General features: G+C 69.9%; 19 protein-coding genes and 2 pseudogenes. 7 read left to right on the top strand and 14 right to left on the bottom strand.

Annotated features, from left to right (window positions below; all coding sequences use genetic code 11):
- Positions 1 to 87: 87 nt before the first annotated feature.
- The 3 genes and pseudogenes from H1D24_RS20130 to H1D24_RS20120 all read left to right on the top strand — a co-directional run.
- Positions 88 to 464 (top strand): annotated as a pseudogene (locus tag H1D24_RS20130) (VOC family protein); the annotation flags it as partial.
- Positions 465 to 603: 139 nt separating this feature from the next.
- Positions 604 to 1,191, top strand: coding sequence for a flavodoxin family protein (locus tag H1D24_RS20125; protein ID WP_181659033.1), 588 nt, complete (start codon positions 604 to 606; stop codon positions 1,189 to 1,191).
- Positions 1,192 to 1,306: 115 nt separating this feature from the next.
- Positions 1,307 to 2,110 (top strand): annotated as a pseudogene (locus H1D24_RS20120) (IS630 family transposase); the annotation flags it as partial.
- Positions 2,111 to 2,130: 20 nt separating this feature from the next.
- Here H1D24_RS20120 and H1D24_RS44395 read toward each other — a convergent pair.
- From H1D24_RS44395 to H1D24_RS20090, 7 genes are all read right to left on the bottom strand, one after another.
- Complete coding sequence (locus H1D24_RS44395; protein WP_445194921.1) at positions 2,131 to 2,763, bottom strand: HAAS signaling domain-containing protein; 633 nt, start codon at positions 2,761 to 2,763, stop codon at positions 2,131 to 2,133.
- Positions 2,760 to 3,116: a PadR family transcriptional regulator gene (locus tag H1D24_RS20115; RefSeq protein WP_181659032.1), complete on the bottom strand. Its 357-nt coding sequence runs from the start codon at positions 3,114 to 3,116 to the stop codon at positions 2,760 to 2,762. The genes H1D24_RS44395 and H1D24_RS20115 overlap by 4 nt, the downstream gene beginning before the upstream one ends.
- 270 nt (positions 3,117 to 3,386) lie before the next feature.
- Positions 3,387 to 4,061, bottom strand: coding sequence for a hypothetical protein (locus H1D24_RS20110; protein ID WP_181659031.1), 675 nt, complete (start codon positions 4,059 to 4,061; stop codon positions 3,387 to 3,389).
- 196 nt (positions 4,062 to 4,257) lie between these two features.
- The gene (locus H1D24_RS20105; protein WP_181659030.1) at positions 4,258 to 5,175 is read right to left on the bottom strand and encodes an ABC transporter permease; all 918 of its coding nucleotides are present in this window, start codon (positions 5,173 to 5,175) and stop codon (positions 4,258 to 4,260) included.
- The gene (locus H1D24_RS20100) at positions 5,162 to 6,130 is read right to left on the bottom strand and encodes an ABC transporter ATP-binding protein (RefSeq protein WP_181659029.1); all 969 of its coding nucleotides are present in this window, start codon (positions 6,128 to 6,130) and stop codon (positions 5,162 to 5,164) included. The genes H1D24_RS20105 and H1D24_RS20100 overlap by 14 nt, the downstream gene beginning before the upstream one ends.
- A gap of 45 nt (positions 6,131 to 6,175) precedes the next feature.
- Positions 6,176 to 7,429 carry a LolA family protein gene (locus tag H1D24_RS20095; RefSeq protein WP_181659028.1) on the bottom strand — a complete coding sequence of 418 codons (1,254 nt, stop codon included), beginning with the start codon at positions 7,427 to 7,429 and terminating at the stop codon, positions 6,176 to 6,178.
- Positions 7,430 to 7,716: 287 nt separating this feature from the next.
- A complete protein-coding gene (locus H1D24_RS20090) occupies positions 7,717 to 8,727 on the bottom strand; it encodes a polyprenyl synthetase family protein (protein WP_181659027.1) in 1,011 nt (336 codons plus the stop codon).
- A 327-nt stretch (positions 8,728 to 9,054) separates the two neighbouring features.
- Between H1D24_RS20090 and H1D24_RS20085 the strand changes: the two genes are divergently transcribed.
- A complete protein-coding gene (locus H1D24_RS20085; RefSeq protein WP_181659026.1) occupies positions 9,055 to 11,193 on the top strand; it encodes a CocE/NonD family hydrolase in 2,139 nt (712 codons plus the stop codon).
- An 81-nt stretch (positions 11,194 to 11,274) separates the two neighbouring features.
- Here H1D24_RS20085 and H1D24_RS20080 read toward each other — a convergent pair whose 3' ends face one another.
- From H1D24_RS20080 to H1D24_RS20065, 4 genes are all read right to left on the bottom strand, one after another.
- Positions 11,275 to 11,835 (bottom strand): hypothetical protein, encoded by a 561-nt coding sequence (locus H1D24_RS20080; RefSeq protein ID WP_181659025.1) that lies wholly within the window; start codon positions 11,833 to 11,835, stop codon positions 11,275 to 11,277.
- 129 nt (positions 11,836 to 11,964) lie between these two features.
- The gene (locus tag H1D24_RS44095; protein WP_374064277.1) at positions 11,965 to 13,236 is read right to left on the bottom strand and encodes an RNA polymerase sigma factor; all 1,272 of its coding nucleotides are present in this window, start codon (positions 13,234 to 13,236) and stop codon (positions 11,965 to 11,967) included.
- Positions 13,237 to 13,455: 219 nt separating this feature from the next.
- Positions 13,456 to 14,271 carry an HAD family hydrolase gene (locus H1D24_RS20070; protein WP_181659023.1) on the bottom strand — a complete coding sequence of 272 codons (816 nt, stop codon included), beginning with the start codon at positions 14,269 to 14,271 and terminating at the stop codon, positions 13,456 to 13,458.
- A gap of 138 nt (positions 14,272 to 14,409) precedes the next feature.
- Positions 14,410 to 15,873 (bottom strand): MFS transporter, encoded by a 1,464-nt coding sequence (locus H1D24_RS20065; RefSeq protein WP_220136990.1) that lies wholly within the window; start codon positions 15,871 to 15,873, stop codon positions 14,410 to 14,412.
- A gap of 382 nt (positions 15,874 to 16,255) precedes the next feature.
- Between H1D24_RS20065 and H1D24_RS20060 the strand changes: the two genes are divergently transcribed.
- From H1D24_RS20060 to fahA, 3 genes are all read left to right on the top strand, one after another.
- Positions 16,256 to 18,367: a penicillin acylase family protein gene (locus tag H1D24_RS20060; RefSeq protein WP_181659021.1), complete on the top strand. Its 2,112-nt coding sequence runs from the start codon at positions 16,256 to 16,258 to the stop codon at positions 18,365 to 18,367.
- 85 nt (positions 18,368 to 18,452) lie between these two features.
- A complete protein-coding gene (locus tag H1D24_RS43625) occupies positions 18,453 to 19,001 on the top strand; it encodes a GNAT family N-acetyltransferase (protein WP_309484395.1) in 549 nt (182 codons plus the stop codon).
- Positions 19,002 to 19,117: 116 nt separating this feature from the next.
- Positions 19,118 to 20,359, top strand: a complete 1,242-nt coding sequence (fahA, locus tag H1D24_RS20050) for a fumarylacetoacetase (RefSeq protein WP_181659019.1) — start codon at positions 19,118 to 19,120, stop codon at positions 20,357 to 20,359.
- A 94-nt stretch (positions 20,360 to 20,453) separates the two neighbouring features.
- Here the strand turns inward: fahA and recQ are convergent, their stop codons facing one another.
- The 3 genes from recQ to H1D24_RS20035 form a co-directional block, all read right to left on the bottom strand.
- Positions 20,454 to 22,658, bottom strand: coding sequence for a DNA helicase RecQ (gene recQ, locus H1D24_RS20045; protein ID WP_258564204.1), 2,205 nt, complete (start codon positions 22,656 to 22,658; stop codon positions 20,454 to 20,456).
- A gap of 284 nt (positions 22,659 to 22,942) precedes the next feature.
- The gene (gene nuoN / locus H1D24_RS20040; protein ID WP_181659018.1) at positions 22,943 to 24,607 is read right to left on the bottom strand and encodes an NADH-quinone oxidoreductase subunit NuoN; all 1,665 of its coding nucleotides are present in this window, start codon (positions 24,605 to 24,607) and stop codon (positions 22,943 to 22,945) included.
- Positions 24,604 to 26,193 carry an NADH-quinone oxidoreductase subunit M gene (locus H1D24_RS20035; protein ID WP_181659017.1) on the bottom strand — a complete coding sequence of 530 codons (1,590 nt, stop codon included), beginning with the start codon at positions 26,191 to 26,193 and terminating at the stop codon, positions 24,604 to 24,606. Before H1D24_RS20035 ends, nuoN begins: the two co-directional genes overlap by 4 nt.

The following is a 26,193-nucleotide window of genomic DNA, read 5'->3' as shown; positions in this document are numbered from 1 at the left end:
CAGGCCACAGCCGCCGGAGCTGGCCCGGATCTGCCTATCACTGTCCTGAGCAACAGCCATGATCGAGTCACGTCCCATGTTGTGGTAGAGGTCGAGGACAACAGCGCCCTGATCGAACGGCTCCTCAGCTTCGGAGCCGTCCCGGAATCCCTCATACTCGAGTTCCGCGGCCGGCGCGCCTGGCGGGACCTCATGGCGGTACGGCACCCGGACGACCCGTACGAGGAGGAAACCGGGACCGGGCTCGGGCTCGGGCTCGGGCTCGGGCGCCGGATCCTCTGCCAGCGCGTACCGGAACCGAAGACCGTCAAGAACCGCCTCCACATCGACGTCCACTCCGCGGCCGGGCAGCGCGACGCCGAGGTCGCACAGCTGGAAGCGCTGGGCGCGGCCGCGCTGATCCGGGTCAAGGGCGAGTGGGTGATCATGCAGGACCTGGAGGGCAACAGTTCTGCGTCCACTGATCTGCCGGGCGTCCACCGAGCTGCTGACGGCCACGCGCCCGTCGAGCCGCTGACGGGATGAGCAGACACAACTGCATGCGCGTGCATATACTGCATGCGCGTGCATATCGCGTATGGCGAGTAACTGGGGGTACCTACCGTGAGCAGCCGCGTCTTCCTTTTCGTGCTGGGCAGCAGCCGAAGCTCAGGAAACACCGAGATCCTGGCCCGCAAGGCCGCCGAACAGCTGCCCGGTGACGTGCGGCAGCGCTGGCTGCACCTCGCGGAGCACCCCCTCCCCGACTTCGAGGATCTGCGGCACTACAGCGACCACGTCCGGCCCACCGGCGACAACGTGGAACTGCTGCTCGACGCGACCCTCGAAGCCACCGACATCGTCATCGCATCCCCGCTGTACTGGTACTCCGTCTCGGCCCATACGAAGCGCTACCTCGACCACTGGTCGGGCTGGCTTCGCATGTCCGGCCTCGACTTCAGGGCCCGGATGGCCGGGAGGACGCTGTGGGGCGTGACGGCACTGGCCGAGGAGGAGCAGGAAGTGGCGGACCCGCTCATCGGCACCCTGAACAACTCGGCCGCGTACCTGGGCATGCGTTTCGGCGGGGTGCTGCTGGGCAACGGCAGCAAGCCCGGCGACGTACTGAACGACGAGAAGGCGCTGGCGCGGGCCAAGACGTTCTTCGCTCAGGAACCGCCACTGGCCCGCTATCCCCATGAGGCCGCATAGCGGTCCGCATCCCTACGAGGCCGCCTAGTGCTGTGACCGGAAATGATCACCGGGTTGGTGCTGACTGGCCTCGCGCCGGTTGGATGTGACGACACGTCCGATCGGCGGAGGCGGGATGGCAGAGCTGGTCAGGGTTCGCAGGCTGACCAAGCAGGAGGGACAGAAGCTGCAGCAGATCGTGCGGCGGGGCAGCGCCAGCACGGTGCGGTTCCGCAGGGCAATGATGCTGTTGGCCTCGGCAGGCGGGAACAGCGTCCCGGTGATCGCCAGGCTCGTGCAGGCGGACGAGGACACCGTCCGTGACGTGATCCACAGCTTCAACGAGATCGGGCTGGCCTGCCTGGACCCTCGGTGGGCGGGAGGCCGTCCCCGCCTGCTTGACGCCGATGACGAGGAGTTCGTCATCCAGACCGCCACCACCCGCCCGACCAAGCTCGGCAAGCCCTTCACTCGCTGGTCGATCCGGAAACTCGCCGACCATCTGAGGCGTAACGTCGCCCATCCGATACGCATCGGGCGCGAGGCCCTGCGCAGCCTGCTGGTCCGCCGCGGGATCACGTTCCAACGGACCAAGACGTGGAAGGAGTCCACCGACCCGGACTTCGACGCCAAACTGGACCGGATCGAGTACGCGCTGACCGAGCGCCCCAAACGGACCGTCGCCTTTGACGAGTTCGGGCCGCTCGGCATCCGCCCGACCGCCGGGTCCTGCTGGGCTGAGCAGGGACAGCCGGACCGGCTGCCGGCAACCTTCCACCGCACCCACGGCGTCACCTACTTCCACGGCTGCTACTCGGTCGGCGACGACACCCTGTGGGGCGTCAACCGGCGCCGCAAAGGCACCGGCCCCACCTGGGCGGCGCTCAAGTCGATCCGCGCGGCGCGTCCGGACGGCGCCCCGATCTACGTGATCCTGGACAGGCCGCCGGAGCGTGATCGTCAGGAAGTCGAGGCCGTGGGATCGTCCGGGACCTCGGAGAGCCCGTCGGAGGGCGGCGCGGTGGGCTTGTCGCTGGCATCCGTAGGCCACTCGCTTGGCGACGTGCTGCCGGGCCCTTCGCTTTCGGAGGGAGTGATGGTCGGCCCCTCGTAGGCGGGTGGCTGTGCGGGTGGCTGCCCTTGATCGTCGTTGGACGTGCTGATGCCGAAGGCCATCGCGCCGACGACAAGTGCTGTCGCTGCTGCCCCGATCAGGAGCATCGTCCTTCTTCGTGAAGGCGGCGAAGAGGCAAGAGACGCAGCAACGTCGTCCTGTCGTAGCTGTTCGTGACGGTCAGCCTTGTGTCCGTCCTTCACATCGGTGGTAGGAGCGATCGGTTTGACTACCGGCGTGGAACCAGTGGACCTTGGGCCACTCACTTCAGCAGCCACGATGTCCGCAGGAGGCCCTAGTCGTTCCAGGACGGTGCGGACTGCTTCGGCGTGCCGGGCGTCTGCTTCTTCCAGGCCGGCATCTATGTGCTCAACGATCTCCTGCTTGAGCTCCTCGCGTCGGTCAGCGGGGAGGAATACAGATGCATTGTCGAAGCGGTGCAGGTACTCGTCGATGAGCTGATTGCGCCTCGAGGTCACTCGTGGCTCTCCTCACTGTCCAGGAGGTTGTCAACGGCGGTTTTGAACGGCCCCCACTCACCAGCGAACTCATCCAGCGCTCGTCGCCCCGTCGCGGTAAGCGTGTAGTAGCGGCGTGGAGGACCTGAGTCAGATTCCTTCCAGACCGTGTTGACCCACCCCTCCTTCCGCAGCCGTGAGAGCAGCGGATAAATGGTGCCTTCACTGGTCACGAGTCCGTGGGCGTCGCACAGTTCCCGCACCAGTTCAAAGGCATACCTCTCGCCGTCACGCAGCAGCGCCAAGACGCAGAACTGCAGGATCCCCCGACGGAGTTGACTCACTCCAGCACGTGCTCCACCCGGAAGTACCATGCATAACAAGGTACCTGCTGAAGAAAGGTCCCGCTAGCCTCACCGTCTCAGGGCCGTTCGCCGTCTGGGTCGGCCCCGATGACCCGCACCGCCTTGACCGGGGCGGAGACGGCATCGGCTGCGATGCCAACTGATCCGCCCGCTAGCTGAACCAGTTCGCCCAGCTGATCAAGGGCATCCGCTGGGGCGGACGACCACTCGCCGTATGACAGCGCAACTGTCCTGTCACCTCGAAGGGTGCGTAACCTCACTGGATCTTGATCGGTGTGGTCACGGGTGTTGTGGCGGGTTGGTTTCCCAGTCGACGCGGGTCTGAAGGGTGACCGGCAGAGTTTCGAGCTCATCGTCACCCAGGAGTCGCTCAGCGGTCTCCGCCGAGCATCCAACGTAGGTCGACAGCAGATCGTAGTCGGTAGTGACCACCCAGCTGCGATCCTGCGGCCACCAAAACTCCGGGCCGCTGTCCCCCACCACGTCCCTCACCGCTTCCCTCACGGTCTCCAGGTCGGCCAGAGAAGCGCGACGAATGAGCGGTTCGTCCTCGCCCCAGAGCAGGGCCGCGAGATCGTAGGCGAAGTAGGCGGCCTGGTCGCCGGATACCCCGGCAAGCACGCGAGCCAGCGCCCGTCGGCTGCTGTCGTCGAGAGCCCCATCTTCGGCCTGCCACAGCGAGCGTCCCGGACTGCGGTCTTCGTCCCGCAGCCACCAGTGGGACAGCTCGGCATGGAATGGGACGGCCGTGTCCTTGGCCCACGCTTGCCACGTCCGGCTACGGCCCGACCCGTCCGTAGCCTCGAAGCGGTGAAAGATCCGCACGTATGCCTGGTACCCGCTCGGAACGAGCTCGGACACCACGTGCCCAGGCCCGGCCTCTGGGCGGCCAAGCCGGTCCCGGAGCCAAGCCAGCTCCGTACCGTCGTACGTCCATTCACGCTTCTCCATCATGGCGCCCATTCTCGCGCCCTCGGATGAGCCACCGACACACAAGGGACCCGGCCCAACCAGGCACTCAATCTCCAGCGAGACGGCCCGGCGCTCAGACTCGGGGAGATCGCACAGCCTTCGACGCGACAGCAACCCGGTGATCGTTTCTGGTCAGAGCACTAGCGGTCCCATCCCCACGAGGCCGCCCAGCGGTCCGCTATGCCGTGATGTCCTTTGCCGTGAACCTCGCCCAGGCCGCCGAGCCGAACACGGCCGCGTAAACGGCCTGTATCCCGAGGTTGCGTGTCAGGTCGTCCCAGTAGACCGGCTCGCGCATCAGGTCGGCGAACGACAGCCAGTAGTGGGAGAAGAAGTACGGCTGGATTGCGTGCAGTTGCGGTATCTGGTCGAGGATCTGGACCGTGATCAGCAGGCCCACGGTCGTCGCCATCGCCGCGATCCCGCTGTTGGTCAGCGTCGAGACGAAGAGGCCGAGCGCCGCGACACCGGTCAGGGACGCGGCGACGACCAGTGCGATCAGCAGCGCGCGCAACAGCCCCTCGCCCATGCCGATGCGTGTGCCGGAGATCGTGGTGAGCTCGCCGAGCGGGAACAGCAGCGCGCCCACGGTCAGTGCGGACACCGCCACGACGAGGGTCGCCACGAGGCAGAACGCCATCGTGGTCGCGTACTTGGTGAGCAGCAGTCGCGTACGGCCCGCCGGGGCCACCAGCAGATACCGCAGGGTGCCCGCGTTCGCCTCGCCGGCTATCGCGTCGCCCGCGATGACGCCGATCGCCATCGGCAGGAAGAAGGGCAGGGTCGCCGCCAGCGAGGTGAAGACCAGGAACAGGCCGTTGTTGGTGATCTGCGCGATGAACGCCGGGCCGGCTCCGCCCCCGCCCCCGCCTCGACCGACGCCGCCGTCGCTCGTCTCGATCTTCACGGCGATGCCGACGAGCACGGGCACCCCCGCGAGCACCCCGAGCAGCGCCAGAGTGCGCCAGCGGCGGAACGTGGTCGTCAGCTCGCTGCGGAACAGGCCCAGGGTCCACAGCCGTCGTACGGCGGGTGCGGGCGGCGCGGCCGGCGCGCTTCGCGTAGCGAGTACGGCGGTCTCGTCAGCCTGCGACATCGAAGCCCTCCCCGGTCAGCGCCACGAACGCGTCCTCCAGCGAAGCGCGTTCGAGGCCGAAGCCGCGGACCCGCACACCGGCCGCTACCAGCGCCGCGTTCACCTCCGAGAGGTCCCGGTCCGCGTCCGGCGGCTCGCCCGTCACCCGGTCGTCCGTGACGACGACGTCCGACACGCCCTGCTCCTTCAGTACGCGGGCCGCGTCACCCGGGTCCGGGGTCGTCACGACGAGACGGCCGCGCGCACCCGCCGCGAGTTCGGCTACCGGGCCCTGGGTGATCAGCCGGCCCCGGGCCATCACGGCCGCATGGGTGCACACCTGCTCGATCTCGTCCAAGAGATGCGAGGAGAGAAAGACAGTGGCGCCGTCCGACGCCAACTCCCTCACGAGCGCGCGTATTTCCCGCATGCCCTGCGGGTCGAGGCCGTTGGTCGGCTCGTCGAGCACGAGCAGCCGCCTCGGCTGCAGCAACGCGGCCGCGAGCCCCAGCCGCTGCTTCATGCCGAGCGAGTACGCCCTTGCCTTCTTGCCCGCCGCGGCCGTGAGGCCCACACGGTCCAGGGCGGCGGCGACACGCGTCCGGCGGGTGCGCGGGTCGGCGGTCGGGTCCGCCGCGTCGTACCGCAGGAGGTTGTCGCGGCCGGACAGGAAGCCGTAGAGCGCCGGGCCCTCGATGAGCGCGCCCACGTGCGGGAGCACGTCCCGGGTGGAGCGGGGCATGGCACGGCCGAGGACCTGTGCCGAGCCGGAAGTCGGCTCGATCAGGCCCATCAGCATTCGGATGGTGGTGGTTTTACCTGAGCCGTTGGGCCCGAGGAACCCGAAGACGCTGCCCTCCGGGACGGTGAGGTCGAGCCCGTCCACGGCGAGCTGCCCGCCGCGGAAGCGCTTGGTGAGGGCGCGGGTGGCGATCACCGTGCCCGTGTCCCGTTCCGCGGCGGACAGTTCCTCCATGGCTCTCCCAACCTGCTTGTGCCGTGCCGTGCCTGATCGTGCGGGCTACTTCGCCGCGTCGGCCGCCTTCACCAGCGCGTCCTTCGTCACCGCGCCCGCGTAGACCTTGCCGTCGTCCGTGACGAGGGCGTTGACCAGGCGGGTCGAGAAGACCGTGCCGGAGCCGAACTTGCCGGACACCTTGTCGCCCAGCGCGTCCAGGAGCTGCTGCGCCTCAGGCGCGGCATCGCCCGAGCCGGCCGACGGCAGACCCTGGCCGCCCGGCATCTCGAAGGTGGCGATGGCGTTCCAGCCCTCACCGATGACCTTCAGGCCGCTCAGCCCCTCCTCGAGTTCCTCGCCCGACTTGGGCGCCTTGTCCTGGAACTCCTGGGACTCCTGGGCCGTCAACTCATCGCTCTCGGTGACCTTCGCCCCCTTGGGCGGGCTGAAGTCGAACGTGGACGCGGCCGGCTTGGCGAAGTCGACCTTGGTGAAGCCCGCGTCGACGACGGCGGCGCCGCCACTGGCCGGAGTCAGCGTGAACTTCAGCGGCGTACCGGTCTTGGCGTCCACCGCCACCGAGATCGCGCCGACCGTCGAGCCGGACTGCTTCGGCTTGATGAGCAGCTTGTACGCATCGCGGCCGGCGACCTGCGCGGTGCCGTCGACGGTCACCGACGTCGTGTCGTCGGCCGCCTTCAGCGCCTCCTCGGCAAGCTCCTTGGGCGTGGCCGGCACGTCCTCCGGCACCGCCTTGTCGCCCTTCTCGGCGTGCTCCGCGCCCGTCGCGTGGTACGCCTCGTTCGACGCGCTGTCGTACGCCCACACCTCGTCGCCGTTGCGGATCAGGCTGTACTCGGCCGCGTCGTCCAGAACGGACAGCTTCTGCTTGTCGGGGCCGTCGGCCGCCACGCGCAGCGTGTGCGTACCGGACGCGAGCTCCATCAACTTGGCCTGGGGATCGGCGGACGAACCGCTGTCGTCTCCGCTCGGGCCGCCGCCGGGCGCGAAGCTGCCCGCCACGCCGCCCAGCGAGGGGAGCCCGAGATCGGTGCTGATCTTCACCGTGCCGGAGAGCTGCTGCACATCCGACGCGGCGATCTTCTCGATGAGTTCCTGGGCGCTGATCTTCGGCAGATCGGGATCACCGGAGTCGGCGAGCGCGGGGACGAGCCCGATGGTCGCCGCGGCCACCCCCACGACCGCGACCGGGACCACGTAGCGCGCCGCCCTGCGGCGGCCCGCGCGCAGGTCCTCGACCTCCGCGGCGGCCCCGGGGCCCTCCGCTGACGTATTGCCGGATTCGTACGGTGCCATCTGTGCCCTACCTCCGTGGTTCGGCGGCGGCCTTCCCTGTCCCTGTACTCGTCCACCTCGCGCCGCCATTCTCACCCGAATTACTGTGAAGTGGTGTTGTCCATCTGACCAAATCGGCCACGAGGAAGCGTCAGACCCGGGGCTCAACTCCGTGTACTCCTGCGGTATGACATGCCACGGCGGCGCCTCCTTCGCCCCGTAGGGGGAGACGCCGCGTTGCGTCGTCGAGGGGCCGTCAGGGCCGGTGGGCAGGGGAGACCGGGCCGGTGGGCAGGGAAAGACCGGGCTCAGCCCGCCCGATGCACCACCGCGTCGCACAGCTCCACCAGCGCCGCCTTTGCACCGCACTCGGGCAGGGGCGCGAGCACGCTCCGCGCCTCCTCCGCGTACCGCACAGTATCCCTGCGGGCCTGCTCCAGCGCCGGGTGGACGCGCAATCGGGTGAGCGCCTCCGCGTGGCGGGCGTCGTCGCTGAGGTCGGAGTCGAGGAGCTCGCTCAGGGCGATGTCCTCGGGCAGGCCGAGCCGCTCCACGCGCTCGCGCAGCCGCAGCACCGGCAGCGTCGGGATGCCCTCCCGCAGATCCGTGCCCGGTGTCTTGCCGGACTCGCGCGTATCGGAGGCGATGTCCAGGACGTCGTCCGCCAGCTGGAAGGCGACGCCGAGCCGCTCACCGTACTGGGTCAGCACATCCACGACCGTCTCGTCGGCACCCGACATCATCGCGCCGAAACGACCCGCCACAGCGATCAGCGAGCCGGTCTTGCCGCCGATCACGTCCAGGTAGTGCTCGACCGGGTCGCGGCCGTCACGCGGCCCCGCAGTCTCCAGGATCTGCCCCGTGACCAGGCGCTCGAAGGCCTCGGCCTGGATACGGACGGCCTCCGGACCGAGGTCCGCCAGGATGTGCGAAGCGCGGGCGAAGAGGAAGTCGCCGGTCAGGACCGCGACGGAGTTGCCCCATCGGCTGTTGGCGCTCGCGACGCCGCGGCGCACTTCGGCCTCGTCCATGACGTCGTCGTGGTAGAGGGTCGCGAGGTGCGTGAGCTCGACGACCACGGCGGAGGGCACCACGCCCGGCGCATACGGGTCGCCGAACTGCGCGGCGAGCGTCACGAGCAGCGGGCGGAACCGCTTCCCGCCCGCGCGGACGAGATGCTGCGCGGCCTCCGTGATGAAGGGGACCTCACTCTTGGTGGCCTCGAGGAGGCCCTCCTCGACAGCCGCCAATCCGGCCTGGACATCGGCTTCGAGAGCCTGGTCCCGCACGCTCAGCCCGAACGGCCCGACGACGGTCACGAGGGATCTCCTGTCTGCTGACGAGCACAAGGTCGGTCACATGGTCGATGACACGGTTCGTCGATGTGTTTGTCGATCTGTCGCTGCCATCACTCAAGTCAGCGTATCCGGTCGCCTTTCGATCACAGTGAGCGCCCGCCCGTCCAAGCCGGGCGGTGCGCGACCTCCCCCGGTATGTTCGTGATCATCCGCATATGCCCCATATCCCTCAACGCCCGCACACCTGGCCGCACCTGCGAAGCGCCCGCCCGTACACCTCACCCAGGTCCGACGCCTCACACGTCATACGCAGAAGCGGTCGCCGGAGTTCCGTCCCGAGGTCCCCCCATGAAGATCCGCACCTCTTTTCCGTACGAGACGACCCGCCAGGACGTCCGGATTCCGCTGTCGGACGGAACGCGGCTGTACGCGCGCGTGTGGCGCCCGATGACCGGTGAACCCGTACCGGCGCTGCTCGAGTACCTCCCGCACCGGCTGACCGACTGGACCGCGCCCCGCGACTGGCAGCGGCATCCCTGGTACGCGGGGCACGGGTACGCGTCCGTGCGGGTCGACGTGCGCGGGCACGGCAACTCGGAGGGCATGCCGGGCGACGAGTACTCGCCCGTCGAGCTGCGTGACGGGGCCGAGGTGATCGAGTGGCTGGCCGACCAGCCGTGGTGCAGCGGGAGGGTCGGCATGTTCGGCATCTCCTGGGGCGGCTGCAACGCCCTCCAGATCGCGGCCCTCGCCCCCGAGCCTCTCGAGGCGGTCGTCACCGTGTGCTCCTCCGACGACCGCTACGACAACGACGTGCACTACATGGGCGGCTCCGTCCTGGCGGTGGACATGCACGCATGGGCCGCGACGATGCTCGCCTCCGTGTCGCGTCCGCCCGACCCGCTGTACGTGGGCGACGCATGGCGCGACATGTGGCTGTGGCGCCTGGAGGCCGTCGAGCCGCTCATCCACATCTGGCTGAGCCACCAGACACGCGACTCCTACTGGCAGCACGGCAGCGTCTGCGAGGACTACGGCGCGATCAAGGCCGCCGTCCTCGCGGTCGGCGGCTGGCACGACCCGTACCGCGACACGGTCCTGCGGCTGGTGGAGCGCCTTCGGCACCTTCCGGACGACCGGGTACGGGGTCTGATCGGCCCCTGGTCGCACCAGTACCCGGACCGGGGCCTGCCGCCGGGCCCGGCGATCGGCTTCCTCCAGGAGACGCTCCGCTGGTGGGACCGGCATCTGAAGGGCATCACGGGACCGGACAGCGCCTCCGGCACGGGCGGCGTGCCGGCGGAGCCGAAGCTCCGCTGCTGGATCAGCGACTCCCATCCGCCGGCGACGGTGTACGAGGAGCTGGCGGGCCGCTGGGTGGGGGAACCGTCGTGGCCGTCGCCGAATGTCGGCTTCGTGCCGTACGGGCTGGGGGACGCGGCTTCCCAGGCCGCGGCCCAACCCCCCGCCCATATCCGGGCTCCTGCCCCCGTCCTCGTACGGTCGCCGATGCACACCGGTCTGGACGCGGGCCGCTTCTGCCCTCTGGGCAACGACGCCGATCTGCCGCCGGACCAGCGAGAGGAGGACGGGAAGTCGGTGTGCTTCGACTTCAGGGTCGAGCGGGAGACATGGATCCTGGGCCGCCCGCGGGTACGGCTGCGGCTGACCTCGCGGGCGCCCCGGGGGCAGGTGGTCGCCCGCCTCTGCGACGTGGCACCGGACGGAGCGTCGACGCTGGTCACCCGCGGTGCGCTGAATTTCTCAGCGCGCAGGGGCCGGGACAAGGCGGTCGAGTGGACGCCGGGCACGACCGAGGACCTCGACTTCGAACTGAACGGCATCGGCCATGCGTTCCCACCCGGCCACCGCATCCGGCTCGCCGTCTCGTCCGCGTACTGGCCATGGATCTGGCCCCAGCCGGGCTCCGAGGCGGGCTTCTTGCTCGACCCGGCGGGCAGCACGCTGGAACTCCCGGTCCGCGCGGGAACCGGCGAGGCCATCGGCACCATCGACACGATCGGTGCCACCGGTGCTATCGGTGCCATCACCTTCTCCGAACCGGAGCAGGCCGAGCCGCTGGGCGTCGTCATCCCCCTGACGCTCAACGAACAGCGCCCGGAACGCCTCGTCGTACGCGATGTCGCCAAGGGCGAATGGCGCCTGGAGGTGAATCCCCTCCCCCACTCTCGACTGCGCTCGAGCGGCGGCACGCGCGCGTACCCGGACGGCCTCGAGTTGACGGAGGACGCCGTGGACACGTACACGATCAACGAATCCGACCCGCTGTCGGCCCGTACCCGATCGGACCGGTCGATCAGGCTGCACCGGCCCGAGCTGCCCTGGGACGTACGGATCGATACGCGCTCGGAGATCGCGTGTGACGCAACGTCCTTCATCACGTCGGACGAGGTCGTGTGCCGGGAGGGCGACGAGGTGGTGTTCCACAGGACGTGGGAACGGCGCATTCCGCGGACAGCAGGCTGACCGCCGGCATCGGTGCCGTCGGGGCGCACGGGTCGCCGGAGCATCCGACGACCCGTCAAGAAGGCGGGCTCTGCGGAAGGGCTAGCAGCAGCTCCGGGGAAGCTCCCGGCACATCAGGCCTCCGGCGGCTGCGCCCCCGGCCGGGTCGACCGGTGATCCGGGGGTCGGCCAGAGCTGGAACAGCCACTCCTCCTGGTGGTCGACGGCGTCCGGGTGCCGGGGCGATCGTCGGTGACCGCGCAGCCGCCAGACGCCGCGCCGACCGAGCCAGAGCGTGGCCACGTTGTCCCCCATGAAGTTCTGGAGCTGGAGCTCCAGACCCTCCGTCAGCGCGACATCGCATTCCATCGCATCGTGCGCCCACTCGGCGTCGATCATGGGTTCGGTGTCGTAGACCTCGAGGCTCACGGATGCATGGCGAATGCCTGTGACGGCGCTGCGCGCGACCACGCCGGAGGGCGTGCAGACCAGCATCCTGCGGTAGTCCTCGTCCCGCCACAGCCTCAGACCGTCGTCGTGATGGAAGGCAGGGGGGTCGTAGAGGAGGAAACAGCCGTGGTCGACACGGGTTCTGGCCCATACGGTCTGATGGGGCGAAGGCGGGGTGGGCATCGTCGTCTCCGAGGACCGGGCTCTGTGCATGGTCTCCTGCCGGTAAGCGATCACAGGACAGCGACGGCATGTCGAGTCCTGTGTCTTTCACGCAGCGGGATGGCCCGTCCGCCGGTTGACACTCACACTTTTTTCATGACACTTCCTCATATTTCCTTGTCACGGCCTCGTACTGCGAGGGTTGGCGGGTGCCGCCGGGATGTGTCCCGGCAGCGGGGGCGCGTCCGGCGGCGTGGCCCCTCCGCCGACACCAGGCCACGCACAGGTGGTCGGCACGAGCGCGATGGAAGGGTTGCCCCGGCCGACGGGTCTGCCCGGGTCCGCGGGCTTTCCGGGGTCTGCGGGCTTTCGGGGGTCTGCGGGCCCTCCTGGATCTGCGGGCTTACCCCGGTCCGCAGGCTTTCCGGGGTCCGCGGGCTTTCCGGGGCCCCCGGGCCTGCCGGGGTCGACCGGCTTTCCGGGATCCGCGGGTCTGCCTGGATCCGCGGGCCTACCCCGATCCGGGGGCTTACCGGGATCCGCGGGCTTACCGGGATCCGAGGCGCTGCCAGAATCCTCCGACTTCCCCTGATCCTCCGACTTCCCCCGATCCGCCGGCTTTCCCCCATCCGCCGACTTCCCCCGGTCCGCGGCAGGCGTCGCCGAGGGCCCCCCTTCATTCGAGTGCCCGGTCCCGGCCGAGGGGGAGGACGCGGATGGCGACGGTGACAACGACGGTAATGAAGACACAGACGGGGACGAGGCCGGGGCCGGAGACAGGGCCGGAGCCGGGGTAGAGCGCACATCGGCGGTGACTGTGGCGGGCACGACGCCCGGCCGGGAAGGGTGCGGCGTCGATTCGACCGTCGCCGGTACGGGCGTGACGACGACCATCACAGCCATGGCGGTCGTGGCCGTGGCGGCGGCAACAGCCGGGTGTGCGGGGGCGAGCCGGGCCACATCCGCTGCCCATCTCCACCACACGGCGGCCAGTCCCAGCGTCGATGCCAGCACGGCTTTCAGCGTGCTTCTCGCCCGGGCCAGCAATGATTCAGCGGTCCGGTAACTGACCCCGAGCTTCCGGGCGACCTGTAAGACCGTGAGCCCCTCTGCTCGCAGCCGCAGCGCCCTGGCCTGACGCTCGGGCAGCCGGGACAACGCCTCCGCCGCCCACGCGGCCTCCGCCTGATCGCACACTCGCTCGTCGAAGGACCCCGGCTCCATGGAAACGGGAAGACGCGACCACCTGCGCTGCTCGCGGATACGCTGCCGATGCGTGTCGGCGCACAGCCGCACCGTCACACGCATGAGCCAGGGAGCGAGTCCCTCCTCGTCACCGCGGTAGGACTCGACGGCGCGCGTCATCGCCTCCTGCACCACGTCTTCGGCGTCCTCCACGGTGGCCGTACGTGGACGGGCGGCGCGTATCAGTGCTTCCCGTTGCTGCAACACCGCATGCCAGCGGGCTCCTTCGTCCGGCCCGCATCCGTCAATGCCGCCCTCGACATCCACCGTCACCGGTCCACCCCCGGGGAAGTCCACCAACCCTGCGGAGGAGTAACGTTTCGGCACCCCTCTCGGTGACGGCCTCGGAGGGAGCGGAGAGGCGTCAGCCGTGGTGGCAGCCGAAGAACTTGTTTGCACGTCACCCGAGCGACATTGCCCAATAAATCAAACGAACAACCGCTCCAGCACCACCGCGATCCCGTCCTCCTCGTTCGAGAGGGTCACCTCGTCGGCCACCGCCTTGAGGTCGGGATGGGCGTTGGCCATGGCGACGCCATGGGCTGCCCAGTCGAACATGGGGATGTCGTTGGGCATGTCGCCGAAGGCGATCGTGCCGGAGGAGGTCAGGCCCAGGCGTTCGGCCGCCAGGGCAAGGCCGGTCGCCTTGTTTATCCCGCACGGCTGGAGCTCTACGGTGCCGGGACCGGACATCGTCACCGCGGCCAGCGAGCCCACGGCCTCCCGTGCCGCCGCCGCCAGCTCGTCGTCCGACAGCCACGGGTGGCGCAGCAGCACCTTGCTGATGGGCGCCGTCCACAGATCGTCGCGCCGGTCCACGCGTACGGCGGGGAGCAGCGGGTGCGGCATGCGGTAGCCGGGCTCGATGAGCGTGAGGCCGTCCACCCCGTCCTGGTCCACGGCCGCGTAGACCTCGCCGACCTCGGCCTCGATCTTCCCGAGCGCCGTCTCCGCCAGTTCGCGGTCCAGGGTCACCGACCAGATCATGCGGTCCGCCCCGGCGTCGTACAGCTGCGCCCCCTGACCGCACACCGCCAGCCCCTGGCAGCCGAGGTCGTCGAGCAGTGGCCGCACACGTGGCGCGGGGCGTCCGGTCACCACGAGATGCCGCGCGCCGGCGGCGATCGCCCCCGCAAGCGCGGCCCGTGACCGGTCGGAGAGCGTGTCGTCGCCGCGGAGCAGCGTTCCGTCCAGGTCTGTGGCGATAAGCGAATATGCGAGGGGTGCGGTGGGTGCGGCCATGATCCTGAGAATACGGACCATCGCCTCATCAGCCCCAGGGGATGCACAGGTTGGGTCCAGTCACAACGGCACCACCCTTGCCCGGCGCCGTCGGCACCTGGCTGTCCGCCTCGCGCCGTCGGCACCTGGCCGTCCGCCTCACTCCGCCTTCGTCGTCTCGTACCCCTCCACCGCCGGCCGCTCCGCCCTCCGCAGCAGCAGCGCCGCCACGCAGCCGCCGACGAGGACCGCCGCGGCTCCCGCGAGCTGGCTCGTCTCGATGCCGGAGATGAAGGCGTCCATGACGGCGCCTCGTTCGGCCTCCGTGTCGGCGGCGGTGAGGGCGGCCGGGAGGGAGCCCGCGCCGGCGACGGCGGCCGGAAGGAGGGCGGTGAAGCGGGCGTTCATGACGGCGCCCAGAACGGTGACGCCGAGACTGGTGCCCAGTTCGGACATGGTGCCGTCGACCCCGGCGCCGGCGCCGGCCTTCTCCGGAGGGATGGCGCCCATGATCGCCTCGACGATGGCCGGATTGGCGAGCGCGCAACCCGCGCCCATGAGGACGAGACCGACCAGCAGCACACCGTAACCGTCGGACGAGGGCAGCGCGGCGACCATGAAACCGGCTGCCAGCAGCGCCATGCCGACGGCTATCGACAGCGGCAGGCCGAGGCGGCGCATGAGCCGTGCCGAGATTCCCACCGAGTTGAGGGCGACGACCGTGAGCGCGAAGGGCGCGATGCGCAGGCCCGCCTCCAGAGGCGCGTACCCGCGGACGAACTGCAGCTGCTGCGTGAGCAGATAGAGCGTGCCACCACTGCCGAAGGTGATGAGCACCACGCCGGCGACCGCGCCGACGAAGCGCCGGTCGCGGAAGAACTGCATGTCCAGCATGGGATACGGGACGCGGCGCTCCCACAGGGCGAAGGCGACGAGTACGACTACGCCCGCCGCGGCCGGGAGCAGGACCTGCCCGGAGCCCCAGCCGTGCTCGGGGCCCGAGATGATCGCGTAGACGACCGCGGACATACCGACGGTGGACAGCAGCGCACCGGCCAGGTCGGGCCGGTGACCGCTGGGGTTCTTGGATTCGGGCACCAGTGCCTGGACGGCGACGAGCGCGAGCAGGACGACCGGGATGTTGATCAGGAAGATCGCACCCCACCAGAAGTGGGCGAGCATCAGCCCGCCGATCGGGGGCCCGGCCGCGAAGCCAAGGGCGTTCACGGCGGCCCAGATGCCGATCGCCTTGGGGCGCTCGTCGGCGTCGAATATCTGTATCGCCACGGCGAGCGTGGTGGTCAGCAGCAGCGCCCCGCCCACGCCCATGCCCGCCCGCGCGGCGATCAACTGGCCGCTGGACTGGGCGAGTCCGGCCGCCAGCGATCCGAGGCCGAACAGGGCGAGCCCCGCGAGCAGCAGCTTCTTACGACCGTACCGGTCGGAGGCGCTGCCCGCGGCGAGCAGCAGGCCGGCCTGGACGAGCGAGTACGCGTTGATGACCCACTGGATGTCGGCGGTGGTCGCCTTCAAGTCCCTGCTGAGGGTGGGGATCGCGACGTTCAGGATCGTGTTGTCGAGCACGACCGTGAGCTGGGCGAGGCAGATCACGGCGAGGATCAGCCAGCGGGCGGGGAGTCTGGCACCTGCCGGGGCCGCGGTGGACCCATCGGCGGCCGTGTCGGGGGCCGCCGTCACGACTGTGTGCCGAGCGGGCCGCGTCGGAGGAAGTCTGCGGTTCTGGCTCGATACATGGCGGCGTCTTCTCTTCTTCGTCTGAGTCGGGGCCACTGGACGTCTTCGTCTCAGTCGCGGGCCACTGGACGTCTTCGTCTCAGTCGGGGGGCCACTGGACGTCGTGCGAACTTAGGTTAACCTAACCGAAGTAACGCGGTGGGCGGCGCCTGCTCGCCGGCCCCACACGGCTCGAAGGACCACATCCGCCCGGCTCTGCCGTACGACGGTCAGCCTTGCCCCACCAAGGCCCAAGGGATGGAGAAGTGGTGTGAGCATCGAGGCCTACCGGGATTCCTGGGGTGTCCCCCATCTACGCGCCGGCAACGCGCTCGAACTCGCCTTCGCCCAGGGGCGGAACGTCGCCCTGGACCGGGCGTGGCAGATCGAGGTCGAGCGGCACCGGTCGCAGGGAACCACGGCCGCTTTTCTGGGTGCCGAGGCCGTCGGCTGGGACCGGTTCGCGCGGCAGGCATTGCTGGACGACACGGCCAGGCGCTGCTTCGACAGGCTGGACAGGCTCGATCCGGACACCGCCGCCTGGATCAGGAGTTACGTCGACGGGGTCAACGCAGGTCTCGGTGAGGGCGCGCGACGGGCGCCCCAGTTCGAGGCGACCGGTCTGACACCCGGCCGCTGGCAGCCGTGGACGCCGCTGGGCGTCTGGCTGTCCACGCACATTCTGTTCGCGGGCTTCCCCACCAAGCTGTGGCGCGAGGAGGTCGTCCGCCGGCTCGGTGCCGAGGCGATCGAACTGTTCGCCACGGACGGGCCTGGTACGTCCGGGAGCAACGGCTGGCTCATCGCCGGCGACCGCACCGCCACCGGGAACGCTCTCATCGCGGGCGACCCTCACCGGTTCATCGAGGACCCGGGTGTCTACCAGCAGATCCGCCTGGCCTGCCCCGAGTTCGACGTGGTCGGGCTCGCCGTGCCGGGCGTCCCGGGCATCGCGCACTTCGGGCACACCGGCCAGGTGGCCTGGGCGATCACCAACGCCATGGCCGACTACCAGGACCTCTACCGCGAGCAGCTCCGGCGCCGCGAAGACCGGCAACAGGGAGGCGACGTCGAGGCTCTCGGGCCGGACGGCTGGCGCCCCGCCTCCGCTCACGTCGAGACCATCGAGGTCGCCGGGGCCGATCCCGTCGAAGTCGAGGTGATCGAGACCGAGCGCGGCCCCGTCGTGATCGGCGGTCCCGGCGAATCGATGGCCGTCAGCCTCCGTTATCCCCCGCGCGTACGCGAGGACCTCGGGTTCGGCGCGCTGCCCGCGCTGCTCCGGGCCAGGAGCGTCGACGACGTGGACCGGGCCTTCGACCAGTGGGCCGAGCCCGTCAACGTCGTCCAGGCCGCGGACACCCGGGGCGGGCTGCTGCACCGGGTCGCGGGCGCGGTGCCTCGCCGCCACCGGGACAACATGCTGCGGGTCGTACCGGCCTGGGAGCCGGGGCACGAGTGGCGCGGCTGGCACGAAATGCCCCACGAGGACGTCGACGGCGTCGCCGTGATGGCGAACCAGCGGGGCATCGCCGGCCCGGTCGGCGTCGAGTTCGCACCACCGCACCGGCAGCGGCGGATCCAGCAGCTCCTTGACGAGTCGACGGCCTGGTCCGGCAAGGACATGGCGGCCATCCACACCGACTCCCATCTGGCGTCGGCTCAACCCCTCATCGACCTGCTCGCGGGGTTGGGCGATCTGGACGGGCTCAGCCCGGAGGCCGCGCGGCTGCGGGAGCGGCTGCTGCGCTGGGACCGCCGGATGGAGGCCGGGAGCACCGACGCGACGGCGTATGCGGCCGTACGGTCGGCGGTGGTGCGGCGGCTCGCGGCTCATCCGGCGCTCTCCGGCCTGAGCGAGCCCCCGCCCCACCCCGCGATCTTCCAGCCGTGGCTCGCCCTGGTCCCGCGGGTCGCGTACGCACTGGAAGCACTGCTGTCGACCCGTCAGATCCCTGGCGTCGACAGGGCCGACCACCTGAGGGCGGACCTCGTCAGAGCAGCCCTGGAGGAGGTGGCCGCCGACGTGGCCGCCGACGGACGGGAACCAGTGCCGTGGGGCGAGGTGCACCGGCTCGCACCCTGGCAGGCCCTGCCCGACGCCACGGAGCCGCAGTGGCCGGGACTGTCCGGCGACCACGACTGCGTGCTCTCCACCTCCAGCGTCCCCGGGGTCACGGACCACAGCGCACGCGGCCCCGCCGCCCGCTACGTCTGGGACCTCGCGCGGCGCGAGGACAGTCTCTGGGTGGTCCCCTTCGGTGCCTCCGGCGTGCCCGGTGACGCCCACCACCGCGACCAGCTGCCGCTGTGGCTCCAAGGAGAACTCGTGCCCGTGATCACCGACTGGAACCTTCTGACCGAGGAGAGCCATGACCTCTGAGTCTCTCGCTGCATCCCCTTCCGACTCCCGTGTTGAGCCCCCTGCCGCCTCCCCTGTTGAATCCCCTGCCCGTCCGCGGCAAGCCGTGTACGAGCAGACGGTCGACGGCTTCGGCACCGTCCGCGTCGTCCCGGTGGACCCGGCGGGCGACCTCGACCTGATCCACGACTGGGTCGCCGAGGAGCGGGCCCGCTTCTGGGGCATGCGCGACGTCGGACGGGAGCGCGTCCTGGAGATCTACGAGTTCCTGGACTCCCTCACCACGCACCACGCGTACCTGATACACCGGGACGACAAGCCCGTCGCACTCTTCCAGACGTACGAACCGGAGCACGACCCGGTCGGCGAGTGCTACGACGTCCAGCCAGGCGACTTCGGTATCCATCTGATGGTCGGTCCGCCCGGTGGCGCCCCGGAGCCGGGCTTCACCGGCACCCTCCTCTCCGTCTTCCTCACCTTCGTGCTCTCGGTCCCGGGCAGGCGGCGGATCGTGGCCGAACCCGACGCCCGCAACGACAAGGCCATCGCGCGCCTGGTCCGGCAGGGCTTCGTACGCGGACCTCAGGTCGACCTGCCGGAGAAGCGGGCGCAGTTGGTGTTTCTGAGCAGGGAGGTCTTCGAGGGCCGCGGCTGAGCCGTCAGAGCGGGGTCGACTCCATTCGGGCATTGCGGACTCTTTGGACACTGCCCATTGCCCGCAACTCCCCCGTAACGTGTGGCACAACCACACGGAAAGCGAGGCAGGAACAGATGCCCGAGCCGATCCCGCTCGACCTGACCGAGGGCGACCCCTTCGGCCCGCACAACCTTCCGTACGGCGTGTTCTCCCGCCCCGGGCACGGTTCTCCAGAGCGGCGGGTCGGCGTGCGGCTCGGCGAGTTCGTGCTGGATGCGGGCGCGGCGGCCGTCACGCTCAGCTCGCCGTATGTCTCGCTGCTCGCGCAGCCGACGCTCAATCCGCTGCTGGCGGCAGGCCGCACCACATGGAGCGATGTGCGGAGCGCGCTCACCGCCTGGGTGACCGTGCCCGCCCACCGGGACGTCGTCGAGCCGCTGCTGTACCCCCTGTCCGAGGTCACGCTGCACCTCCCCTTCGAGGTGGCGGACTACGTCGACTTCTACTCCTCCGAGAACCACGCCCGTAACGTCGGCCGGATCTTCCGCCCCGACGCCGCCGACTCCCTCACCCCCAACTGGAAGCATCTGCCCATCGGTTACCACGGCCGATCCGGCACTGTTGTGGTGTCCGGGACGGACGTCGTACGGCCATCCGGCCAGCGGAAGGCGCCGGCGGATCCCGCACCGGTCTTCGGCCCTTCGGTGCGCCTGGACATCGAGGCCGAGGTCGGCTTCGTGGTGGGCGTGCCGTCGGACATGGGCGCATCGGTGGCGCTGTCGGACTTCCGGGAGCACGTCTTCGGGCTGTGCCTGCTCAACGACTGGTCGGCCCGCGATCTCCAGGCCTGGGAGTACGTCCCGCTCGGCCCCTTCCTCGGCAAGTCCTTCGCCACGTCGGTCTCGGCATGGATCACGCCCCTGGAGGCGCTGGAGGCGGCTCGCGTGGCACCCCCGGAGCGCACACACCAGCTGCTCCCCTATCTCGACGACTCGGCGGAGTCCGCGGCGGACGAACCCGGCGGCTACGACCTGCGCATCTCCGTCGCGATCAACGGCCATGTGGTCTCTCGGCCCCCTTTCTCCACGATGTACTGGACGGCGGCGCAGCAGCTGGCCCATATGACAGTGAACGGCGCCTCGCTGCGTACGGGCGATCTCTACGGTTCCGGCACCGTGAGCGGCCCGGAGGAGCACGAGCGCGGCTCGCTGCTCGAACTCACCTGGAACGGCCGCGACCATCTCGATCTGCCCGACGGCAAGCGGACGTTCCTGGAGGACGGCGACGTGGTGACCCTGTCGGCGTGGGCGCCGGGGCCGGGCGGGACGAAGGTGGGTCTGGGCGAGGTGACCGGGAGGATCGTCCCGTCGGCGTAGGACCGGGGGGCGGGCAGACCGGCCTTAGCCGTGGGTGCATACCGTCGGCGGCCGACCCGAGTGGGCAGCCGCCCGAGACACACCCCGGCGGCTTCTATATCCAGTCGTCCGGCTCCGGCTCCGCGTCCAGCTCGGGCCAGTCAGGGTCCGGTGCCGACGCCTCGGCGGCCCCAGCGTCCGGGGCTTGCCCGGGCTTCGGGGCTTGCCCGGGCTTCGGAGCTTGCCCGGGCTTCGGGGCTCCCCCAGGCTCCGGGGCTCCGTCGCCGGCCACGTCCAGGGAAGCCAGCACCCCCAGCACGCCCTCCCCGTACGTCGCCAGCTTCTTCTCGCCCACCCCACTGATGCCGCCGAGCTCGGCCACCGAGCGAGGGCCGGCCGTGGCGATCTCCCTGAGTGTGGCGTCGTGGAAGATGACGTACGCCGGGACGCCCTGTTCGCGGGCCTGTTCGGCTCGCCAGGAGCGCAGGGCCTCGAAGACCGGCACCAGCTCGGCGGGCAGGTCGGCCGCGGCCGTCTTGGCCTTGCGCTCGCCCTTCGCGGACACCCCGGACCGGGACACGGCCGGCTTCTTCGGCTCCTTGCGCAGCGGCACTTCGCGCTCGCGCCGCAGCACCGTCCCGCTCGTGTCGGTCAGCACCAGCGTCCCGTACTCCCCCTCGACGGCCAGCAGCCCCTGCGCCAGCAACTGACGTACCACGCCGCGCCATTCGGCCTCCGACAGCTCCTGTCCGATGCCGAAGACGGACAGCTGGTCGTGATCGAACTGGATGACCTTGGCGGTCCGGCGGCCCAGCAGGATGTCCACCATCTGCCCCGTGCCGAACTTCTGGCCGCGCTCCCGCTGCAGCCGCACCACCGCGGAGAGCACCTTCTGCGCCGGGATCGTGCCGTCCCAGGTCTCGGGCGGCGTGATGCAGGTGTCGCAGTTACCGCACGCCGGGGCTCCGGGTTCCTGGCCGAAGTACGTCAGCAGCCGGCCGCGTCGGCAGCCGGCCGTCTCGCACAGCGCGAGCATCGCGTCCAGGTGGGAGGCCGCCCGCCGGCGGAACGACTCGTCTGCCTCGCCGCTCTGAATCAGCTTGCGCTGCTGAACGACGTCCTGCAGGCCGTACGCCATCCAGGCCGTGGACGGCAGGCCGTCGCGGCCCGCGCGGCCCGTCTCCTGGTAGTAGCCCTCGACGGACTTCGGGAGGTCGAGATGGGCGACGAAACGGACGTCCGGCTTGTCGATGCCCATACCGAAGGCGATCGTCGCCACGACCACGAGGCCCTCTTCGCGCAGGAAGCGGGACTGGTGGGCGGCGCGTGTGCCCGCGTCCAGGCCCGCGTGGTACGGCACGGCCTCGATGCCGTTGCGGCACAGGAACTCCGCGGTCTTCTCCACCGAGTTGCGCGAGAGGCAGTAGACGATGCCCGCGTCGCCCGCGTGCTCCTCGCGCAGGAAGGCCAGCAGCTGCCGCTTGGGGTCGTCCTTCGACACGATGCGGTACTGGATGTTGGGCCGGTCGAAGCTCGCCTCGAAGTGGCGGGCGTTCCGCATGTCGAGGCGCTGGGTGATCTCCTGGTGCGTGGCCCGCGTCGCGGTCGCCGTCAGGGCGATTCTCGGTACGTCCGGCCAGCGCTCGCCCAGCACCGACAGCGCCAGATAGTCCGGCCGGAAGTCGTGCCCCCACTGCGCCACGCAGTGCGCCTCGTCGATCGCGAAGACCGAGATCTTGGCGCGGGAGAGCAGCTCGAGGGTGGCGTCCAGGCGCAGCCGCTCCGGAGCCAGGTAGAGCAGGTCCAGCTCGCCCGCCAGGAACTCGGCCTCCACCATGCGTCGCTCGTCGAAGTCCTGCGTGGAGTTCATGAACCCGGCCCGCACACCGAGCGCCCTCAGCGCGTCCACCTGGTCCTGCATGAGCGCGATCAGCGGGGAGACGACGACTCCGGTGCCGGGGCGGACCAGCGCCGGGATCTGGTAGCACAGGGACTTTCCGCCGCCCGTGGGCATGAGCACGACGGCGTCGCCGCCTGCCACCACGTGGTCGATGATCGCGTCTTGCTCACCGCGGAAGGCTTCGTAGCCGAAGACGCGGCGGAGGGTGCCGAGCGCGTCGCTTTCGGCCGGCCCTCCGGACCCGGGCGCAGGACCGGCGCCGGCGCCCGCGCTCGCCGGTGCGGGGAAGCCGTCGTCCGGCGCCGAGAAGCCGGCCTTCGGCTCCGCGCCCAGCTCCGTGCTCGGCTCCCCGCCCAGGCCCGTGCTCGGCTCCGCGCCCAGCCCCGTGCTCGGCTCCGAGCCTGCCTCCACTTCGGCCATCACGCCTGTTCCGCCCATCGCAATCATTGCCGTGCCCCCCGTAGGTCGTCCCTCGACCACCACAGCCACCATAGGGGTCGGCGCTGACACCCGGAGAGTTATCCACAGGCTGGGTGGAGGCTGGGTTGGGTGCCCTGCGGGGCCTTTCCCCAATCCCACCCCTTCCCGAAGCTGGGGGGGCTCCGCCCCCCAGACCCCGAAATCGCCCTTCGGGCTCGTCCTCAAACGCCGGACGGGCTGAGTAGCTCAGCCCGTCCCACGTTCAAGCGTCCGCGCCCCCAACCTCAGCGCACAAACACCCCCGCCTGCCCCGCCAGATCCAGGAAGTACTGCGGCGCCACACCGAGCACCAGCGTGACCGCCACACCGAGCCCGATCGCCGTCATCGTCAGCGGCGACGGGACGGCGACCGTCGGGCCCTCCGGCTTCGGCTCGCTGAAGAACATCAGCACGATCACGCGGATGTAGAAGAACGCCGCGACCGCCGACGAGATCACACCGATCACGACCAACGGTGCCGCCCCGCCCTCCGCCGCCGCCTTGAACACGGCGAACTTCCCGGCGAAGCCAGACGTCAGCGGAATGCCCGCGAACGCCAGCAGGAACACCGCGAACACGGCTGCCACCAGCGGCGAGCGCCGTCCGAGCCCCGCCCACTTGGACAGGTGCGTGGCCTCGCCTCCCGCGTCCCGCACCAGCGTCACGACCGCGAACGCGCCGATCGTCACGAACGAGTACGCGGCCAGGTAGAACAGCACCGACGAGACGCCGTCCGGGGTCATGGCGATGACACCCGCGAGGATGAAGCCCGCGTGCGCGATCGACGAGTACGCCAGGAGCCGCTTCATGTCGGTCTGGGTGATCGCGACGATCGCGCCGCCCAGCATCGTGACGATCGCGACGCCCCACATCACCGGCCGCCAGTCCCAGCGCAGACCCGGCAGGACCACGTACAGCACCCGCAGCAGCGCGCCGAACGCGGCCACCTTCGTCGCGGCCGCCATGAAGCCCGTGACCGGCGTCGGCGCTCCCTGGTACACGTCCGGGGTCCACATGTGGAACGGCACCGCGCCCACCTTGAACAGCAGGCCCATCACCAGCAGGGCGGCGCCGATGAGCAGCAGCGCGTCGTTGCCCATGGTGTCTGCGAGGGCCGGGCTGACGTTCTGGATGCTGCCGTCGACGACCTGCGCGATCGTCGCGTACGACACGGAGCCCGCGTAGCCGTAGAGGAGGGCGATGCCGAACAGCGTGAACGCGGAGGCGAAGGCGCCCAGCAGGAAGTACTTGACGGCTGCTTCCTGCGACACGAGCCGCTTGCGGCGGGCCAGGGCGCAGAGGAGGTAGAGCGGCAGCGAGAAGACTTCCAGGGCGATGAACAGGGTCAGCAGGTCGTTCGCCGACGGGAAGATCAGCATGCCGCCGATCGCGAACAGGACCAGCGGGAACACCTCGGTAGTGGTGAATCCCGCCTTCACCGCGGCCTTTTCGCTGTCGCTGCCCGGTACGGAGGCAGCCTGCGCGGCGAACGAGTCGACCCGGTGGGCGCCCGCCGCCGGGTCGAGGCGCCGCTCGGCGAAGGTGAACACCGCGACCAGACCCGCCAGCAGAATGGTGCCCTGCAGGAACAGCGACGGCCCGTCGACGGCGATCGCGCCCATCGCCGAGATCCTGGCCTTCGTGGTGCCGTATCCGCCGGCCGCCAGCGCGATGATCGCGGCGAAGGCGGCGGCGAGCGCCACGACGGACAGGAAGACCTGGACGTAGTAGCGCGACTTGCGCGGCACGAAGGCCTCGACGAGCACCCCGATGATCGCCGCGCCCAGGACGATCAGGGTGGGCGACATCTGCCCGTACTCGAACTTCGGCGCGTCGATCTTGGTGATCTGGTCTTGCAAAGGCGCTGTCGCTGCGGTTGTCCACAGGCTGTGGACGGCTGATGCGCTCACTTGGCCGCCTCCACCTCGGGCTTGGGGTCCTGCTGCTGTACGTCGGACAGGGTGTGCCCGACCGCAGGGTTGACGATGTCGGTGACCGGCTTCGGGTAGACGCCGAGGAAGATCAGGAGTGCGATCAGCGGGGCGACCACCACGAGTTCGCGCACCCGCAGATCCGGCATCGCCGAGACCTCCGGCTTCACCGGGCCCGTCATCGTCCGCTGGTAGAGGACGAGGGTGTAGAGCGCGGCGAGCACGATGCCGAAGGTGGCGATGATGCCGATCACCGGGTAGCGGGTGAATGTGCCCACCAGCACCAGGAACTCACTGACGAAGGGGGCCAGTCCCGGCAGGGACAGGGTTGCCAGGCCGCCGATCAGGAAGGTGCCGGCCAGCACCGGGGCGACCTTCTGCACGCCTCCGTAGTCGGCGATGAGCCGCGAGCCGCGCCGCGAGATCAGGAAGCCGGCCACCAGCATGAGTGCGGCGGTCGAGATCCCGTGGTTGACCATGTAGAGCGTCGCGCCGGACTGGCCCTGGCTCGTCATCGCGAAGATGCCCATGATGATGAAGCCGAAGTGCGAGATCGACGCATAGGCCACCAGGCGCTTGATGTCCCGCTGGCCGACGGCCAGCAGGGCGCCGTACACGATGCTGATCACGGCCAGTACCAGAATCACCGGTGTCGCCCACTTGCTGGCCTCCGGGAAGAGCTGGAGGCAGAAGCGGAGCATCGCGAAGGTGCCGACCTTGTCGACGACCGCTGTGATGAGGACGGCGACCGGGGCGGTGGCCTCGCCCATGGCGTTCGGCAGCCAGGTGTGGAGCGGCCACAGGGGCGCCTTCACCGCGAAGGCGAAGAAGAAGCCGAGGAACAGCAGGCGTTCGGTGTTGGTCGCCATGTCGAGCTGGCCGCCGGCCCGGGCCGCGGCGATCTCCTGAAGCGAGAAGTTCCCCGCCACCACGTACAGGCCGATCACCGCGGCCAGCATGATCAGGCCGCCGACCAGGTTGTAGAGGAGGAACTTCACCGCGGCATACGAGCGTTGGGTAGCCGCGGCCTCGTCGCCCCCTGCATGAGCCCTGTCCCCGAAGCCGCCGATGAGGAAGTACATCGGGATGAGCATGGCTTCGAAGAAGATGTAGAAGAGGAAGATGTCGGTGGCCTCGAAGGAGAGGATCACCATCGCTTCCACGGCGAGGATCAGGGCGAAGAAGCCCTGTGTCGGCCGCCACCTCTTCGACTTGGTCTCCAGCGGATCGGCGTCATGCCACCCCGCCAGGATGATGAACGGGATCAGTACGGCGGTCAGCGCGATGAGCGCCACCGCGATGCCGTCGACCCCCAGCTCGTACCGCACGCCGAAGTCCTCGATCCAGGCGTGCGATTCGGCGAGCTGATAGCGGTCGCCGCCGGGATCGAACCGTACGGCCACGATCGCGGCCAGCACGAGCGTGGCCAGCGAGACCAGCAGCGCCAGCCACTTGGCTGCGGTCCGCCGGGCGGCCGGGACGGCGGCCGTGGCGATCGCACCGACTGCCGGGAGCGCAGCCGTCGCCGTCAGGAGCGGAAACCCCGCGTTCACTACTTGCGACAT

The organism is Streptomyces himalayensis subsp. himalayensis (genome assembly GCF_013778455.1).
Lineage (GTDB): Bacteria > Actinomycetota > Actinomycetes > Streptomycetales > Streptomycetaceae > Streptomyces > Streptomyces himalayensis.
The sequence above is the reverse complement of the archived record's forward strand: the minus strand, read 5'-3'. Positions and strand labels throughout refer to the sequence as shown.

What these genes read in the sequence shown, in the direction of transcription:
- H1D24_RS20100 (WP_181659029.1), bottom strand. Translation starts at nt 6,130, where the DNA reads ATGGAGGAACTGTCCGCCGCGGAACGGGACACGGGCACGGTGATCGCC.
- H1D24_RS20110 (WP_181659031.1), bottom strand. Translation starts at nt 4,061, where the DNA reads ATGATGGAGAAGCGTGAATGGACGTACGACGGTACGGAGCTGGCTTGG.
- H1D24_RS20115 (WP_181659032.1), bottom strand. Translation starts at nt 3,116, where the DNA reads ATGGTACTTCCGGGTGGAGCACGTGCTGGAGTGAGTCAACTCCGTCGG.
- H1D24_RS20095 (WP_181659028.1), bottom strand. Translation starts at nt 7,429, where the DNA reads ATGGCACCGTACGAATCCGGCAATACGTCAGCGGAGGGCCCCGGGGCC.
- H1D24_RS20070 (WP_181659023.1), bottom strand. Translation starts at nt 14,271, where the DNA reads ATGGCCGCACCCACCGCACCCCTCGCATATTCGCTTATCGCCACAGAC.
- H1D24_RS20105 (WP_181659030.1), bottom strand. Translation starts at nt 5,175, where the DNA reads ATGTCGCAGGCTGACGAGACCGCCGTACTCGCTACGCGAAGCGCGCCG.
- H1D24_RS20035 (WP_181659017.1), bottom strand. Translation starts at nt 26,193, where the DNA reads ATGTCGCAAGTAGTGAACGCGGGGTTTCCGCTCCTGACGGCGACGGCT.
- fahA (WP_181659019.1), top strand. Translation starts at nt 19,118, where the DNA reads ATGCCCGAGCCGATCCCGCTCGACCTGACCGAGGGCGACCCCTTCGGC.
- H1D24_RS20080 (WP_181659025.1), bottom strand. Translation starts at nt 11,835, where the DNA reads ATGCACAGAGCCCGGTCCTCGGAGACGACGATGCCCACCCCGCCTTCG.
- H1D24_RS20085 (WP_181659026.1), top strand. Translation starts at nt 9,055, where the DNA reads ATGAAGATCCGCACCTCTTTTCCGTACGAGACGACCCGCCAGGACGTC.
- recQ (WP_258564204.1), bottom strand. Translation starts at nt 22,658, where the DNA reads ATGGCCGAAGTGGAGGCAGGCTCGGAGCCGAGCACGGGGCTGGGCGCG.